Here is a 14478-nt window from a genome sequence, read left to right on the forward strand (position 1 = left end):
CCCGGCTCTGATTCGTCATAAACGAATAGTTTACTCGACTTCGGCCATGGTGTTGAGGTAAGCCCGCTCCGAAATGTCGGTGTAAGCGCGGCTCTGCTCAAGATAATTGTGCTGGGATTCAATGATCTTCGCAGCCATCTCACTTTCTGCCGCGGCTTCTTTCAACAGCTTCTCGTTGGCCTCGTACATGGCCTGGAAAATGTCATCCGGGAAACGCTTGATCTGTACGTTCGGATACTCTTCCTTGATGTTTGCCCAGGCTTCGGCGTTGGCGTGCTGGGAGTGAACCAGCATGTCATAGGAAGCGGTGCGCATGGCTACCCGCATGATTTCCTGAAGGTCTGCCGGCAGGCGATCCCAAACGCGCTTGTTGATCAGGAACTGCAGCTCGGTTGCCGGTTCGTGCCAGCCGGTGTAGTAGTAGTCAGCAATCTGCTGGAAACCAAGACGCAAATCCAGCGCCGGGCCTACCCACTCAACGGCATCAATCGTATTACGCTCCAGAGCGGTGTAGAGCTCGCCCGGGGCGATGTTAGTGGGGTTAACACCCACTTCTGCGAAGACTTCGCCGGCAAAGCCGGGAATACGCATTTTCAGACCCTTGAGGTCATCCAGGGATTTGATTTCCTTGCGGAACCAGCCGCCCATCTGTACGCCGGTGTTGCCGCCAGGGAACGACAGCATGTTGTGGGGCTCATACACTTCCTGCATCAGCTCCATACCGCCACCGTGGTAGAACCACGCATACTGTTCCATGGCATTCATGCCAAATGGCATGCTGGTGAAGAACAGGGTTTCCGGCACCTTGCCCTTCCAGTAATAGGAGGCGGAGTGGCCCATGTCGTACTGACCGGCCTTGACCATGTCGAATACGCCCAGTGGGGCCTTGTGCTTGTTGGCTGAGTCGATGCGGACGGTCAGTCGGCCATCAGACATCTTGTTAACGGTTTCAGCGAAGCGTTTGGTGGTGTCACCAAAAATGGGGAAGTTCGGGCCCCAGGTTTCTGCCAGTCGCAGGGTGAACTTGTCTTGGGCAAGCGCCTGGGTGGCGGCAAAGGTAGTTGCCACAGCCAGCACAGCCGCGGAAAGAACAGAACGGATCTTCATTGCTCTTCTAACCTCTTGTCATTGTTGTAGTAGAGCCCGGCCCCTCGTGGGGTCCGGAACTCAAGAGTGTAGTTCAGATTAGCAACTATGGCGGGTGGGCTGCAGCAAAAAATTGCCGGACTACGACATTGGTCTAACGTTAAACGTCGTTCATTCGACCGATCTGGCTGGCCAGGCGCATGGCCTCATGCTCCTCCAGGGATTTCAGATCCTCCAGCAGGGATTTGGCCTCGGGAATCTCGGCTTTGCCGATGAGGGCGTCGTACAGGTCCATCACCTGGTCGTGGAAATCAAAGATCTCCCGGGCAATACCGTCAAAATCCAGATCGTTATAGCGGGTATCGCAGGTGCGGTTCTTCTCGATGGGTTTATGCACGCCATAATCGTACAGGCGGGTGGTCATGGCTTTCGGGTCGGCCTGTTTCTCGTACTCGGCAACAGCCTGTTCCAGCAGTGCCTCGTGGGAACTGATGTAATCGAGCAAGGCGCTAGCGCGTTCGTTCTGATTTTTCTGGGCGGATTCGTGCAGGCACCGGGCCAGGTGGGCGTGGAGCTGGCGTGTCCAGTCAATCAGGTCTGCGAAGGTTTTGATTTCCATGGCGTCTTACTCTTGTCAGGCAATGGGTTTCAGGTTTTTTGTTGTGTTCAGTCTAGTCAAGATTTTCCGCTTTTTTCGGCACCGGGGCGTTGATCAACGTCAGACCGGTATCCGGTACGGCACGTTTCCGCCACTGCCGGAACCAGCGCAGAGCGGGTTTTTCGATACCGTAATGCAGGGCTGCCGCCAGACCAATGGCAACGGCCAGTGCCATCATCACACCAAGTTGGCCGGGTAGTCCGGCTTTGTAAGCCAGATCAATCACGCCATAACCAATGTTCTGGTGCACCAGGTACAGGGTGTATGAAATGCTGCCCAGCCAGAGCAGTCCCGGCCGGGCCAGAACGTTGAGGTAGCCGGCGACAGCCAGCCCGAAAACGCCATAACAGCCGAGCACAAAGAGGTTGAACGGTGCCTTGTAAGCGAGCAGACAGTGGCTGATGGTTAGTGTCAATAGCGCAAGATCCGCGACCGGCAAGCGGTTGTGGCGGTGCCAGCGGTAGATCAGCATGCCGCTGATAAACAGGGGCGCGTAGCGGGTAAACAACAGGTCCTTGATCAGGAATTCCAGCCCGTCGGGAATGGCCTTCCACCAGATCACCGCCGCGTAGCTGGCCAGAGTCCAGGCCCAGAGCATTGGCTGCATGCGCTGCCAGCTTCCCAGCCCGTAGAACAGCAAGGCAATCCAGACGTAGAACGTGGCTTCAATCACCAGGCTCCAGTAGGCGCCATCGACATGGGGATAGCCCAGGTATTCGTGCAGCAGGGTGATGTTCAGTAGTGCCGAGCCCGGGCTCACCATGCGGTCAGCTGGCCCCATCAGTTGAACGGCAACCCAGGTCAATACAATGCCGGCCCAGAGTGCCGGCAGCAGGCGGAAGGCCCGGGCCAGTCCGAACCAGCTGGCGCTGCGGGTGCGCTCCAGGGTCATGAAGATGACAAAGCCGCTGAGGATGAAGAACAGGTGAACCCCGTAGCGCCCGAAACCGAGGGTGTCCGGCGTGCTGAAACTGTGGCCGTAGAGTTTGTCGTAGTAGGGGAGGTAGTGGAACAGCACCACACCCAGGGCCGCGATGCCTCGAAGCGCGTCCAGTGCGGACAGTCGGTCTTGACCATTTGGCATGAAAGCTGTGCTCCTGAAAACTCAACATTTTACCGGATCGTTTATTCTAGGCAGGTTGTGACAGTAGCGGCTAGGATCTAATCATACGGTATGCTTGCTGAGAGCTGACGATCCCGTCATCAAGGCAGCTGGTCCGGTATAGTATTCGCTTGGGTGGCAGACAGGGAGCGACAGGTTTATGACGGTGGAACTGGGAATTATTGAAGGATTTTACGGGCCTCTGTGGACCTGGTCCGAACGGCGCCAACTGGTCAATGCCCTGCTTGCCCATGGTTACGGCTTCTATCTGTATGCCCCCAAGGCCGACCCTTACCTGCGTCGTCGCTGGCAGGAACCGCATCCTCCGGAGCAGGCTGAGGCACTGGCGGACTTTGCCAGATTCTGCCGTCGTGAAGGTGTGCGCTTTGGTATCGGGCTGAGCCCGTTCGAGATCTTCAATAACTTCGATGAGGCGGCCCGGGAGGCCCTGGCGAAGAAACTGAAAATGCTGGATCGCCTTGGTATTCAGGAGCTGGCCATTCTGTTTGATGATATGCACCCGGACACCCCGGACCTGGCCCGCACCCAGGCACAGATTGTGGACTGGGTAAAAGCCAATACCAGTGCCGGCAAACTTAGCGTATGCCCCACCTACTACTCCGATGACCCGGTGCTGGACCGGGTGTTCGGGCAGCGGCCGGCGGACTATCTGGAAACCCTGGGGGCGGAACTGGACCGTGAAGTGAGAATTTTCTGGACCGGGGAAGAGGTCTGTTCCCGTGAAGTTTCTCCGGGCCATCTCAAACGTGTCAGCAAGTTGCTGGGGCGCAAGCCACTGCTCTGGGATAATTACCCGGTGAATGATGGCGACCGCATGTCCCGGCACCTGCATCTGCGTGGTTTCACCGGCCGCCCTGCTGGCAATGCCGCCTACCTTGCCGGTCATGCCATCAATCCGGCACTGCAACCGGTGCTGACGGCCATCCCGGCGATCACGCTGGCGGAATGTTATCGCCAGGGCCCGGATTATCAGTATGGCCAGGCGTTTTTGCACGCGGCGCGGGAAGTGCTGGGGCTGGAGCTGGCGGGGCAGCTGCACAAGGATCTACTGACCCTGCAGGACGCCGGGCTGGCACGAATCAGCGATGAGAAAAAGCAGGCATTGATTCACACCTACGACGCCTTTGATCACCCCGCGGCCCACGAGATCCTGCGCTGGCTGGCCGGAGACTATCAGGTGACCGACGAAATGGTGGCCACCCAGTAGGCACCTGTTTTCTGTTACTCCAGATAGTAATCGAAGGTGGATACCACCCGCACGGTTTTCACCGGCTGTTGTTGCTCCGACACGCCCGGTGCCTGATCCCTTGCCAGAATCTGGAACACACCCTGATTGGCCCGGCGCAGGCTGCCAAGTTTGGCCTCGGCATCCCGAGCGAACTGTTGGGCGGATTCACGGGCCGCCGTGGTGGCCTCGGCGATCATGGCCGGTTTGATATCGTTCAGGCCGTTGAACAGGTAAGTGGGGCCGCTCGGGCCGTAGTCTGAGGACAACACTACGCCGGAATCCACCAGCTCGCTGACGTTCTGTGCCGCCTGTCGGATGCGATCGATATCGGTGCTGCGCACCATCAGGGTCTGATTGATGATGTACTGTTGCTCGCTGTTATTGCCGGCGTATGGATTGGCGCGAGTGTCGGTCACGTCCAGACGTTGGAGCTCAACCGCTGACTGGTCAATGGCCTGCAGTTTCAGGAACGCCATGATGGCTTCCCGGCTGCTTCGGGCTTTGTTCTGTGCTTCGTCCAGCGTGCTACCGGTGGCAACAAAGCGGATGGGCCAGAGCGCCAGGTCTGCCTGCACTTCCCGTTCGGCCATGCCCTTGACCGTTACGTAGCGATCGGCCGTGCGCAGCCCCATCAAGCCCTGGCTCAACAGGGAAGCAGCAACAATGGCGCACAGGCCGATAATCAGGGCAGAGACAACTTTCATGGCTTACTCCTTGCGGTTCGGAAAACGTCCTGATGTCTGCGCAGGTTAACGGGAACCGGGGCTGCTGGGAAGGCGCGCCTTACGCGCCACTTTGGTCACTCGCAGCGGGTGTCTGAATGGCGGCTGAAGCGTTTCTGCATGGCGCTGCGCTGGCGTTCCGCATCCCGGTATTCCGGAGGCAGGGGCAGAATAAAGTAAAGGTAGTCACCCTTGTGACGGTTTGCTGCCACCGGCATCGCCTGTTCCGGGGGCGACCATTCAACCGGTGAGAGCACTGCAATGCTCAGCTCTGGTGCCCGTTGCTCAAGGACCGCAACGGTACCGAGCCGCTGTTCGCTGTGGAAGGTGCCGGTGGTGTGCAAAACCTGATGTCCGGGGTGTTCATTCAGTGCAGTCAGTATCCGCTCGGCCATGGTGTTGTCCCGCAACAGCTGGGCCTGATAGGTGCTCAGCAGGCGCCCGGCCAGTTCTGTCTGTTCTGCACCGTGGCTGCCGGCAATGGCGTCGACGAATTTGTCACGGTAGTCCGGGGTATCCAGGAAGGCCTGTGCGGGCAGGGCGGCGCGTTGCGCGTCTGGCAGGCGTTGAAGATAGTCCATCCCCTCACGGCCGACACAGCGCACGATATCCGCCGGGGCGTTAGCCGCGACAACCGGCAGCTGGTGTTCTCGGGCAAATTCCACCAGGGGCCGGTAGGAGGCTTTGTAGTTCTCCCAGGCGTCCGCGTCTTCGATCATTTCCGTTTCACCGGTTTGTCCGGCCAGGTAGGCGTCAAGGGCGTCCTGGTGGTTCAGGTTGAACTGCTCCATGGACAGGATCTGCCGGGGGTTGTGCCGGTACAGCGCCTGTTGAAGGCGGGCCTGTAAAAGGTGCGAGGCATGGTGGCCGTGGTATTCCCCCGTCACCACCACATCGGTGTTTGCCAGTTGCCGGGCCAGCTCTGCGACCGTGAGGATATCACCGGTGTCGGCGTCGACGATCACGGCATCGTACTGGCTGACGGGTGCAGGCCGGTTTTCTGTGCGCATGACCGTGCACCCTGTGAAGGCGAAAACGGTTACAAGCGTCAGGACAAGGCGGGTGGCGTAAGCTTTCATATCCGATTGTACGTTGCCGGAGTCAGTCGGTTTTCTGGGCGCTGCTCTCGCGCCAGTCTGGCCCGAGCCGCTCTTCCACATATTCACGAATGAACTGACGAACCTTCTGGGAGGGAGTCACGTCCTCCTGCTTGCAAAGGGCCTCGAAAATTTTCTTCTTTTCAGGGTCAATCAACAGGGTCAGCCGGGCAGTTCGGTTTTCCATGGTGTTTCTGGTTCTCAACAGGTTCAGCGAAGATGGTTACAGATGGCATGTTAATCATATTAACATTGAGTGTACAGATGATGAGCATATAATGTAACCAAATGCCTGGCCTGAGAGAGTCTGTTCATGCCCCATCGCGCCCATCTCTTTTCTCTTCGTACCGCTCACGCCGTTCGCGAGGCCTGCGTTGATGAACCCTACAGCAGCGGGCGCTTTTTCAAGGACCTGATGGCTGGCGCCACGGTTGGCATCATTGCCATTCCGCTGGCGATGGCGCTGGCGATTGCCTCCGGGGTTGCGCCGCAGTATGGCCTTTATACCGCTATCATAGCCGGTTTTCTGATTGCCCTGTTTGGCGGCAGCCGCTACAGCATTTCCGGACCAACGGCCGCTTTTGTCGTGATTCTCTATCCGATCGCCCAGAGCTATGGCCTGGGTGGCTTGCTGCTGGCTACGCTGATGTCCGGTGTGTTGCTGGTGATTATGGCGGTGATGCGCCTGGGCCGCTTTATTGAGTATATCCCCGAATCCGTCACTCTGGGATTCACCGGTGGCATTGCCGTGGTGATTGCCACCTTGCAGGTAAAAGACTTCTTCGGGCTCTCCATTGACGCTATGCCAGAGCATTACTGGGACAAGCTGGCGGTCCTGGGTCAGCAACTGCCGGCGCTGGATGGACTGAGTACGCTGGTGGCGGTGGTTACCCTGGCGGTGATGCTGCTCTGGCCAAGGCTGAGAACCCCGGTGCCGCCTCATCTGCCAGCAGTGATTGTTGGCAGTCTTCTGGCATTGTGGTTGAACGCTGGTGGCGCGGCGATTGAGACCGTGGGGTCACGCTTCAGCTACCTGCTTCCCGATGGCAGTACCGGCGCCGGCATACCGCCGTTTTTACCGGAATTCGCCTGGCCCTGGCAGCAGGCCGGGGCCGACGGACGCCCCCTCGGCCTGTCCTGGGACCTGTTCCGGGAGCTGATTCCGGCCGCCTTCGCCATCGCCATGCTGGGGGCCATCGAATCCCTGCTCTGTGCCGTGGTGCTGGATGGCATGACCGGTAAACGCCACAGTGCCAACAGCGAGCTGATGGGGCAGGGCATTGGCAATATTGTGGTGCCGTTCTTTGGCGGTATCACGGCCACCGCCGCTATTGCCCGGTCGGCCGCCAATTACCGGGCCGGCGCTGAATCGCCGGTGGCTGCGATGATTCATGCGCTGGTGGTGCTGCTGGCGCTGGTCTCCCTGGCCGGCATTCTTGCCTATCTGCCCATGCCGGCCATGGCCGCGTTGCTGGTGATGGTGGCCTGGAACATGAGTGAGGCGCCGAAAGCCGTGCACCTGCTGAGAACCGCGCCTCGCAGCGACATCCTGGTTTTCCTGACCTGCTTCGGCCTGACCGTGGCCCTGGACATGGTAATTGCCATCACCACCGGGGTGTTACTGGCCGCTGTGCTGTTCATGCGTGAAATGGCACAAATGACCAGGGTGACTGACATTACCGGCAACAAACGGGTGCAGCAGGTTGGAGTGCCGGAGGGCTGGCAGGTGTTCAAGATCAATGGTCCGCTTTTTTTCGCGGCCGCTGACCGCATCTTCGGCGAGCTGGCAGACTTGTCCCAGCAGGCTAAGGGCCTGGTGTTGTACATGGACGGAGTGACCATCCTCGACGCTGGCGGCCTGGCGGCGCTGAATAAACTGATCGCCAGTTGCCGGAAAACCGGTACCCGCCTTGTATTTGCTGACTTGCAGTTCCAGCCATTGAGAACCCTGGCCCGGGCCGGCGTAAAACCGGAGCCCGGCGTGAGCTATTTCTACCCGACTCTGGAGGCGGCGCTGGCTGAGTTGTCAGAGATGGACTGGCAGACCTAAAAAAAAACAGGCAGTTGGCATAACACGCCAGTGATCAACACAAGAACGCCTGAAGGCCGCATCATGTCAGGGGTCACCTTCCGGGACTGTTTGAACTATCCTAGGCGACAGAATCAGAAACCGGCAAACCGTTTGCCGCGGGAACGACGCTATAAGGGACCGAATGCTGCCATTTCGAATTGTTGATCGGATCAAGTTCATCGTGGAGCGCCAGCTGGTCAAGGGGGCTGGCTTTCAGTTGCTGGTGGTCGGTTGCTTTATTGCGCTGATCTCGCTGATTGGCGGTCTGCTGGTGGTGCTGCCCCAGGCCGGCGAGTTTGAAAGTCCCGGGCACGCCATCTGGTGGGCGTTTTTGCGCTTGACCGATCCGGGTTACCTGGGAGATGACGTGGGCACCTGGCAACGCATTGTCTCCACCCTGCTGACGATAATGGGCTACGTGGTGTTCATGGGTACCCTGGTGGCCATTCTCACCCGTTGGCTGATTGCCAAGATGGAAGATCTGGAGCGTGGCCTCACCCCGGTGACGTTGAAGAACCATATCGTCGTGCTGGGCTGGACCGCCCAGACGCCGCCGCTGGTAGCGGAGTTATTTGGTTCGTCTGGGCGTATGGCCCGGTTTCTGGAGAAGCATGACGCCCAGAAACTGCGGCTGGTTCTTTTGGCGGAAGAGGCCAGTGTCGAGCATTTGCACGAACTGATCAGGGAGCCTGGTATTGGCCGGCGAGCCCGGGAAGTGATTCTGCGCAGCGGCTCTGCCATTCAGCCGGAAGCGTTGCATCGGGTTGCCTGTCTGGATGCGGCGGCGGTGATTGTGCCCAGCCAGGTGCACGAGGGCGGCTCGCTGATAACCTCCGATGTTGAAACCGTGAAGGCGCTGTTGTCCATCGCCGCCCAGGCCAGGCACTACAACGCCCGGCTGCCCTTTGTGGTGGCTGAAATTCAGGACATGCGTAAACTGCCCGTTATCGAGCGGGCCTACCCCGGGGCCGTGGAAGTGGTGGCCGGTGATGCCACCATCAGCAGGTTGATGGTTCAGAACGTCATCCACCCGAACCTTTCCGAGGTCTACAACGAGTTGCTGACCGCCGGTGAAGGCAACGAGATTTTCGTGCGTGGGGGAGAAACCGCTGAAGGCCTGACCTTGGCAGAGCTGGCAAGCCAGCGGCCCAATGCGATTGTCCTGGGTTTGTTGCATCCAAACCCGAGCGGGGGCTGGCAGGTCAATCTGTTGGCAGATTCCGGCACGGTCATCCGCAACGAAGACCGGGTTGTGCTTCTGGCCCGGGATTACCAGCATACCGTGGCCGTGCCAAAGGCAGCGACGTTGCCGAAGCTGGAGCGAAGACAAAATCAGGCCCTGCCAGAGCCGGTTCCAGGTGTCCACCGGGTGCTGGTACTGGGCTGGAACCGCAGGGTGCCGACCATGGCGGCCGAGTTTGCCAGCTATGGCAGTCGGGTTTTTGAACTCGATCTGGTGTCGGCGATTCCGTTGGATGACCGGAATCGGGAAATGCAGCGTTACGGCGTTGACCTGTCGAAAGTAAACGGTCGCCTGCTGGAAGCCGACTACATGGTGGAAGAGGACCTTCGACGCCTTGATCCAGCCGGATACGACACAGTGATGTTGCTCAGCAGTGATCGAGTTGGCTCCGGAGAGGAAGCCGATGCCCGTGCCATGGTGGGCTATCTCCAGTTGGAAGATGTTCTGTCGGCCGCCCCCAGGCGACCGCAGATTATTATGGAACTGAGTGACCCGGACAACCGCCATCTGTTGTACGGCCACAAGAGCGAGATGCTGATCAGCCCGATGATCCTCAGTCATGTACTGGCTCAGGTGGCCCTGCGGCGAGAACTGCGGGTGGTGCTGGATGAACTGTTCACGGAGGGTGGGGCAGAAATCCAGTTCCGGAACCCCCACGACTACCCGTTGCCGGCCAGCGCGGATTTCCAGGTGCTGGAAAAGATTGTGGCGGAGCGCGGGGAAATTGCCCTGGGTGTTTATCGGGCCGGAGCGGATGAACGCGGGCGCCATTTGCAGATGAATCCGCCCCGGAGCCAGTACCTGGATCTGCGCGATGGCGATCAGCTGTTGGTGCTTTGCCTGGGGTCGGAAAACTGAGTCGGCGCCCCGGGGCCGGTGTTTCTAGTCGACGGTATCCAATAGTGCCTGCATGATGTCGTCCATGACCACGAACCCGGAAATGTCGTTGTCACACAGCACCAGCAGGCGCTTGACCCTGTATTCGGTCATCAGTCTGGCCGCGTATTTCAGAGCCAGGTTCTCACCTACGCTGATCACCGGTTTGGCACACACATCGTAGACGTTCAGCAAATCGATGTCGCCGTCCTCCGAGATAACTGACTTGAGAATATTGGTATAGGTAATCAGGCCCCAGGCATCGTGCTCATTCTGGCGTTCGACCACCAGGGATTTGACATTGTGGCGCTTCATCAGGGAAAGCGCCTCGCGAATGGTGGCGAAGGGCGAAATCCTGATGATGTCGGTCACCATCACGTCTTTGACCAGTTTCATTATCTGCGCTCCGTTTACAGAGAGTCTTTCACGTGTTGTTCAAATTTCTCCACCTGGGCCATGTCGATGCCGCCCAGGTGTTCCAGTGGTACGGTAAAGATCATACCCTGGGAATCTTTGCCATCCGGCATGATGACTTTCTGGATGGCTTTCAGCACATCAAGCGACAGCCCCTTCTCCAGGACCATCAGCAGCACGCTCTGGCTGCCGTCGTAGGTCAGGCCGAAGAACGTTTTTTTCGCGGTATTGCTGATGCCCCGGCCGGACATCACAGTGATTCCTCCGGCACCGCAATCCCGGGCAGCATCAATACACTCCTGCTCCAGGTCTTCAGGAACGATGGCCACCAGTGCCGAGAATTTCATGGTGTCTCCTTACGTGGTTCTGCAAGATACTGGGATGCGATGGCGTAGGCCATCACCGTTACGATAGGAAAGATTGAAGCAAAGGCAATCAGCCCGAAGCCGTCGATGAGAATGCTGCGTCCGTCGATACTGCTGGCCAGGCCAATGCCCAGGGCGGTAACCAGAGGGACGGTTACTTCCGACGTGGTGACCCCACCCAGATCATAGGCCAGCGCGATGATGTAGCGGGGCGCAATCAGGGTCAGGCCGACGACCAGAATATAGCCGCCCATGATGTAGTAGTGAATGGAGTCGCCGGTGATGATCCGGTGAACGCCGATAGTGATGCCGACGGCTACCCCGACCGCCACCAGTATGCGAATGACATTGCCGTTCAGGGTTCCCCCGGCGGCTTCTTCCGCCTGTCTGCCGATGGCGATCAGCGCCGGTTCCGCCATGGTCGTGGCAAAGCCGATCATCAGTGCAAAGAGGTATACGTAAAGATAGTTGTCTCTGGCCGTCAGTTGTTCGGCCATGCTGGTACCAATCGGAAACAACCCCATCTTGAGACCGATCACAAAGGCATAAAGCCCCAGAATCACCAAGGTAAAACCAAAGATGACCTTGCGTGGATTGGGAAGTTTGCGGCGCAGTACCAGATACTGAAAGAAGAGCACCGTAATGATGATGGGCAGAACATCCCGAATCATGGTGACCAGGTCCAGCAGTGCGCCGACCACGCCGGAAGGCTTGGTTTCTCCGACATCTGGTGAGAGCGGGACACCCTCGGCTTCGGCAGAACCTGAGTACACCAACATGCCGTAAACCTGCACGGTAACCATCGGTACCATCACCGCCAGTGCGACCAGTCCGAAACCGTCAATCAGCGGGTTCCGGCCTCGGATCGACGCAGCCAGACCTATGCCCAACGCGGCAATCAGCGGCACGGTCACAACATTGGTGGTGACACCGCCGGAATCGTAGGCCAGACCGACGATTTCTTCGGGTGCAAACCAGGTGACGATCACCACGATGATGTAGCCGACAATCATGAACCAGTGTATCGGGTAGCCGAAAATGGTCCGGAAAACGCCGAGGGCCACCACGCAACCCACGGATAGTGCTACCAGTACCCGGAGTGTCAGGCTGTCGATTCGCCCCCCGCTGATGGTTTGTGCCTGCTCGGCCACGGCAATCAGGGCTGGCTCGGCAATTACCGCAGAGAAGCCCATGGCAAAGCCGAAGGCCAGGAGAATGACCAGGGAACCGCGCCGGGCAAACTGATTCGACAGGCTCTTTCCGAGCGGGAAGATGCTAAGCTCGAGCCCTTGCAGAAACAGGGCAACACCGATGGCAACCACAAACAGGCCGGCAACCATGCTGAACAGGTTCTCTGGCACCTGCTGGAGAATGGCGATCTGAAAGAACGCCACCACGATCACAATGGGAAGCAGGTTCTTCAGTGCGTGCAGGAGTGAATGATTGAAGGCGCGGACGTAGAACACAGAATGCCCCTGTAGCCCGTGGGTGAGGGAGGTTGGTGATCTGGGTCAAGTGCCTGAATCATAGCACGCTGTAGTCTGTCCGAAATGACCCGCCTCAATAATAGGCCTTCAGCCTGTCAACAGGGATCCTGTGTATTCATTTAAAAAATGCCGAAAATACACCATATAAATTTCAATTATAAATTCGAAAGCACTAAAGTTACGCCCAACGTCACCACCAGCCCGGTTCACCTGGCCGGTGGCTGGCTCCGGAAGCTGCCGGCAGCAGCGTTCCGAACCTTTTGAACACAAACGTAGAAAGGATAGAGATCATGCCTTACGCACAAGACGTCGACCAAATCGCTTCCATTCTGAAGCAGAACCCGACCTGGAACGCCATCAACCCGAAGCACGCGGCCCGCATGCGCGCCCAGAACAAGTTCAAGACTGGTCTGGACATCGCCAAGTACACCGCCAAGATCATGCGTGAAGACATGGCTGCTTACGATGCCGATTCTTCCAAGTACACTCAGTCTCTGGGTTGCTGGCACGGTTTCATCGGCCAGCAGAAGATGATCTCCATCAAGAAGCACTTCGGTACCACCAAGCGTCGTTACCTGTACCTGTCTGGCTGGATGGTTGCCGCCCTGCGTTCCGAGTTCGGCCCGCTGCCTGACCAGTCCATGCACGAGAAGACTGCGGTTTCTGGCCTGATCGAAGAGCTGTACACCTTCCTGCGTCAGGCCGATGCCTGGGAACTGAACCACCTGTTCCGCGCTCTGGATGAGGCCGAGAAAGCTGGTGACACCGCTAAGGCCAAGGAAATCGAGCAGCAGATCGACAACCACGAAACCCACGTTGTGCCCATCATTGCGGACATCGACGCTGGTTTCGGTAACGCCGAAGCCACCTACCTGCTGGCCAAGCAGATGATCGAAGCCGGTGCTTGCTGTATCCAGATCGAAAACCAGGTTTCTGACGAGAAGCAGTGTGGTCACCAGGACGGTAAAGTAACCGTTCCGCACGCTGACTTCCTGTCCAAGATCAACGCGGTTCGCCTGGCGTTCCTGGAACTGGGTGTGGATGACGGTGTGATCGTTGCCCGTACTGACTCCCTGGGTGCTGGCCTGACCAAGCAGATCGCGGTAACCAACGAGCCGGGTGACCTGGGCGACCAGTACAACAGCTTCCTGGACGGCGAGTACATCGACGACGCTTCCCAGATCGAGAACGGCGACGTTGTGATCAAGTCCAACGGCAAGCTGCTGAAGCCGAAGCGTCTGGCCTCTGGCCTGTTCTGCTTCAAGCCGGGTTCTGGCGAAGACCGTGTTGTTCTGGACTGCATCACCAGCCTGCAGAACGGCGCTGACATGCTGTGGATCGAAACCGAGAAGCCGCACGTTGGCCAGATCGCTGGCATGGTTAACCGCATCAAGGAAGTGGTGCCCGACGCCAAGCTGGTTTACAACAACAGCCCGTCCTTCAACTGGACTCTGAACTTCCGTCAGCAGGTATTCGACGCATGGAAGGAAGAAGGCAAGGACGTTTCTGCCTACGACCGCGCCAATCTGATGAGCGCCGAGTACGACAACACCGAGCTGGGTCAGCTGGCCGACGAGTGGTGCCGTAACTTCCAGCGTGATGCGTCCCGTGAAGCCGGTGTATTCCACCACCTGATCACTCTGCCGACGTACCACACTGCGGCTCTGTCTACCGACAACCTGGCCAAAGGCTACTTCGGTGACGAAGGCATGCTGGCTTACGTTGCTGGCGTACAGCGTCAGGAAATCCGTCAGGGTATCGCTACTGTGAAGCACCAGGACATGGCCGGTTCCAACATCGGTGATGACCACAAAGAGTTCTTCGCTGGTGAAGCGGCTCTGAAGGCCGGTGGTAAAGACAACACCATGAACCAGTTCGGTTAATCGACCGGTTCAGATTGTCCGGCAGGCACCCGCAGGTGCCTGCCAGCTACCAGAAACCCCGCATGGCTCGCGCCCTGCGGGGTTTTGTTTTTTAACACTGGCGGATTTTTCCAGGTTGCTGATATTGGGGGACAAAAGCGAAATGGCTGATATGTAGCCACCGTTTGCTGTTTCACCAGCGCAACAGTTCGTCAATTCACGGTTGTTTTCTGGCGCCTTTGAAAT

General features: G+C 58.2%; 13 protein-coding genes. 4 read left to right on the forward strand and 9 right to left on the reverse strand.

Translation table 11 applies throughout. The features are described 5' to 3' along the window. Nucleotides 1-30: 30 nt before the first annotated feature. From ARC85_RS05650 to ARC85_RS05660, 3 genes are all read right to left on the reverse strand, one after another. Nucleotides 31-1107: a TRAP transporter substrate-binding protein gene (locus tag ARC85_RS05650; protein WP_011786889.1), complete on the reverse strand. Its 1077-nt coding sequence runs from the start codon at nucleotides 1105-1107 to the stop codon at nucleotides 31-33. Nucleotides 1108-1246: 139 nt separating this feature from the next. Further along, nucleotides 1247-1705, reverse strand: coding sequence for an ATPase (locus ARC85_RS05655; RefSeq protein ID WP_153740493.1), 459 nt, complete (start codon nucleotides 1703-1705; stop codon nucleotides 1247-1249). A gap of 52 nt (nucleotides 1706-1757) precedes the next feature. After that, the gene (locus tag ARC85_RS05660) at nucleotides 1758-2828 is read right to left on the reverse strand and encodes an acyltransferase family protein (protein WP_286714484.1); all 1071 of its coding nucleotides are present in this window, start codon (nucleotides 2826-2828) and stop codon (nucleotides 1758-1760) included. A 178-nt stretch (nucleotides 2829-3006) separates the two neighbouring features. Here ARC85_RS05660 and ARC85_RS05665 point away from each other — a divergent pair, with 178 nt between their 5' ends. Beyond that, complete coding sequence (locus ARC85_RS05665) at nucleotides 3007-4074, forward strand: beta-N-acetylglucosaminidase domain-containing protein (RefSeq protein WP_222179544.1); 1068 nt, start codon at nucleotides 3007-3009, stop codon at nucleotides 4072-4074. 14 nt (nucleotides 4075-4088) lie between these two features. On the opposite strand, the gene ARC85_RS05670 is transcribed toward ARC85_RS05665, so the two are convergent. From ARC85_RS05670 to ARC85_RS05680, 3 genes are all read right to left on the reverse strand, one after another. Then, complete coding sequence (locus ARC85_RS05670) at nucleotides 4089-4799, reverse strand: SIMPL domain-containing protein (protein WP_153740495.1); 711 nt, start codon at nucleotides 4797-4799, stop codon at nucleotides 4089-4091. 95 nt (nucleotides 4800-4894) lie between these two features. Further along, nucleotides 4895-5827, reverse strand: coding sequence for a ChaN family lipoprotein (locus tag ARC85_RS05675; RefSeq protein WP_153740496.1), 933 nt, complete (start codon nucleotides 5825-5827; stop codon nucleotides 4895-4897). A gap of 91 nt (nucleotides 5828-5918) precedes the next feature. Next, a complete protein-coding gene (locus ARC85_RS05680) occupies nucleotides 5919-6101 on the reverse strand; it encodes a ribbon-helix-helix protein (protein WP_022993113.1) in 183 nt (60 codons plus the stop codon). Nucleotides 6102-6227: 126 nt separating this feature from the next. Between ARC85_RS05680 and dauA the strand changes: the two genes are divergently transcribed. Together dauA and ARC85_RS05690 are read left to right on the forward strand one after the other, a co-directional pair. Further along, nucleotides 6228-7964: a C4-dicarboxylic acid transporter DauA gene (gene dauA / locus ARC85_RS05685; RefSeq protein ID WP_286714485.1), complete on the forward strand. Its 1737-nt coding sequence runs from the start codon at nucleotides 6228-6230 to the stop codon at nucleotides 7962-7964. A 163-nt stretch (nucleotides 7965-8127) separates the two neighbouring features. Beyond that, entirely contained in the window at nucleotides 8128-10086 is a 1959-nt protein-coding gene (locus tag ARC85_RS05690; protein ID WP_286714486.1) for a CASTOR/POLLUX-related putative ion channel, read from the forward strand. A 24-nt stretch (nucleotides 10087-10110) separates the two neighbouring features. Here the strand turns inward: ARC85_RS05690 and ARC85_RS05695 are convergent, their stop codons facing one another. Genes ARC85_RS05695 through ARC85_RS05705 form a run of 3 tightly spaced genes read right to left on the reverse strand, consistent with a single transcriptional unit; the run spans nucleotide 10111 to nucleotide 12349 of the window. Next, on the reverse strand, nucleotides 10111-10500 hold the full coding sequence (locus tag ARC85_RS05695; RefSeq protein ID WP_011786880.1) for a CBS domain-containing protein: 390 nt from the start codon (nucleotides 10498-10500) through the stop codon (nucleotides 10111-10113). 14 nt (nucleotides 10501-10514) lie between these two features. After that, nucleotides 10515-10865 carry a P-II family nitrogen regulator gene (locus tag ARC85_RS05700; protein WP_286714487.1) on the reverse strand — a complete coding sequence of 117 codons (351 nt, stop codon included), beginning with the start codon at nucleotides 10863-10865 and terminating at the stop codon, nucleotides 10515-10517. After that, entirely contained in the window at nucleotides 10862-12349 is a 1488-nt protein-coding gene (locus ARC85_RS05705) for a DUF1538 domain-containing protein (RefSeq protein ID WP_113879192.1), read from the reverse strand. The genes ARC85_RS05700 and ARC85_RS05705 overlap by 4 nt, the downstream gene beginning before the upstream one ends. Nucleotides 12350-12660: 311 nt before the next feature. Here ARC85_RS05705 and ARC85_RS05710 point away from each other — a divergent pair, with 311 nt between their 5' ends. Then, on the forward strand, nucleotides 12661-14253 hold the full coding sequence (locus tag ARC85_RS05710) for an isocitrate lyase (protein ID WP_286714488.1): 1593 nt from the start codon (nucleotides 12661-12663) through the stop codon (nucleotides 14251-14253). Nucleotides 14254-14478 lie beyond the last annotated feature (225 nt).

It is taken from the genome of Marinobacter sp. tcs-11, from assembly GCF_002049515.1.
Classification (GTDB): domain Bacteria; phylum Pseudomonadota; class Gammaproteobacteria; order Pseudomonadales; family Oleiphilaceae; genus Marinobacter; species Marinobacter nauticus.

Bases quoted from the DNA above. Each gene is read 5' to 3' on its own strand.
- ARC85_RS05650 (WP_011786889.1), bottom strand. From the start codon at position 1,107: ATGAAGATCCGTTCTGTTCTTTCCGCGGCTGTGCTGGCTGTGGCAACT.
- ARC85_RS05655 (WP_153740493.1), bottom strand. From the start codon at position 1,705: ATGGAAATCAAAACCTTCGCAGACCTGATTGACTGGACACGCCAGCTC.
- ARC85_RS05695 (WP_011786880.1), bottom strand. From the start codon at position 10,500: ATGAAACTGGTCAAAGACGTGATGGTGACCGACATCATCAGGATTTCG.
- ARC85_RS05660 (WP_286714484.1), bottom strand. From the start codon at position 2,828: ATGCCAAATGGTCAAGACCGACTGTCCGCACTGGACGCGCTTCGAGGC.
- ARC85_RS05680 (WP_022993113.1), bottom strand. From the start codon at position 6,101: ATGGAAAACCGAACTGCCCGGCTGACCCTGTTGATTGACCCTGAAAAG.
- ARC85_RS05700 (WP_286714487.1), bottom strand. From the start codon at position 10,865: ATGAAATTCTCGGCACTGGTGGCCATCGTTCCTGAAGACCTGGAGCAG.
- ARC85_RS05690 (WP_286714486.1), top strand. From the start codon at position 8,128: ATGCTGCCATTTCGAATTGTTGATCGGATCAAGTTCATCGTGGAGCGC.
- ARC85_RS05665 (WP_222179544.1), top strand. From the start codon at position 3,007: ATGACGGTGGAACTGGGAATTATTGAAGGATTTTACGGGCCTCTGTGG.
- dauA (WP_286714485.1), top strand. From the start codon at position 6,228: ATGCCCCATCGCGCCCATCTCTTTTCTCTTCGTACCGCTCACGCCGTT.
- ARC85_RS05710 (WP_286714488.1), top strand. From the start codon at position 12,661: ATGCCTTACGCACAAGACGTCGACCAAATCGCTTCCATTCTGAAGCAG.
- ARC85_RS05675 (WP_153740496.1), bottom strand. From the start codon at position 5,827: ATGCGCACAGAAAACCGGCCTGCACCCGTCAGCCAGTACGATGCCGTG.
- ARC85_RS05670 (WP_153740495.1), bottom strand. From the start codon at position 4,799: ATGAAAGTTGTCTCTGCCCTGATTATCGGCCTGTGCGCCATTGTTGCT.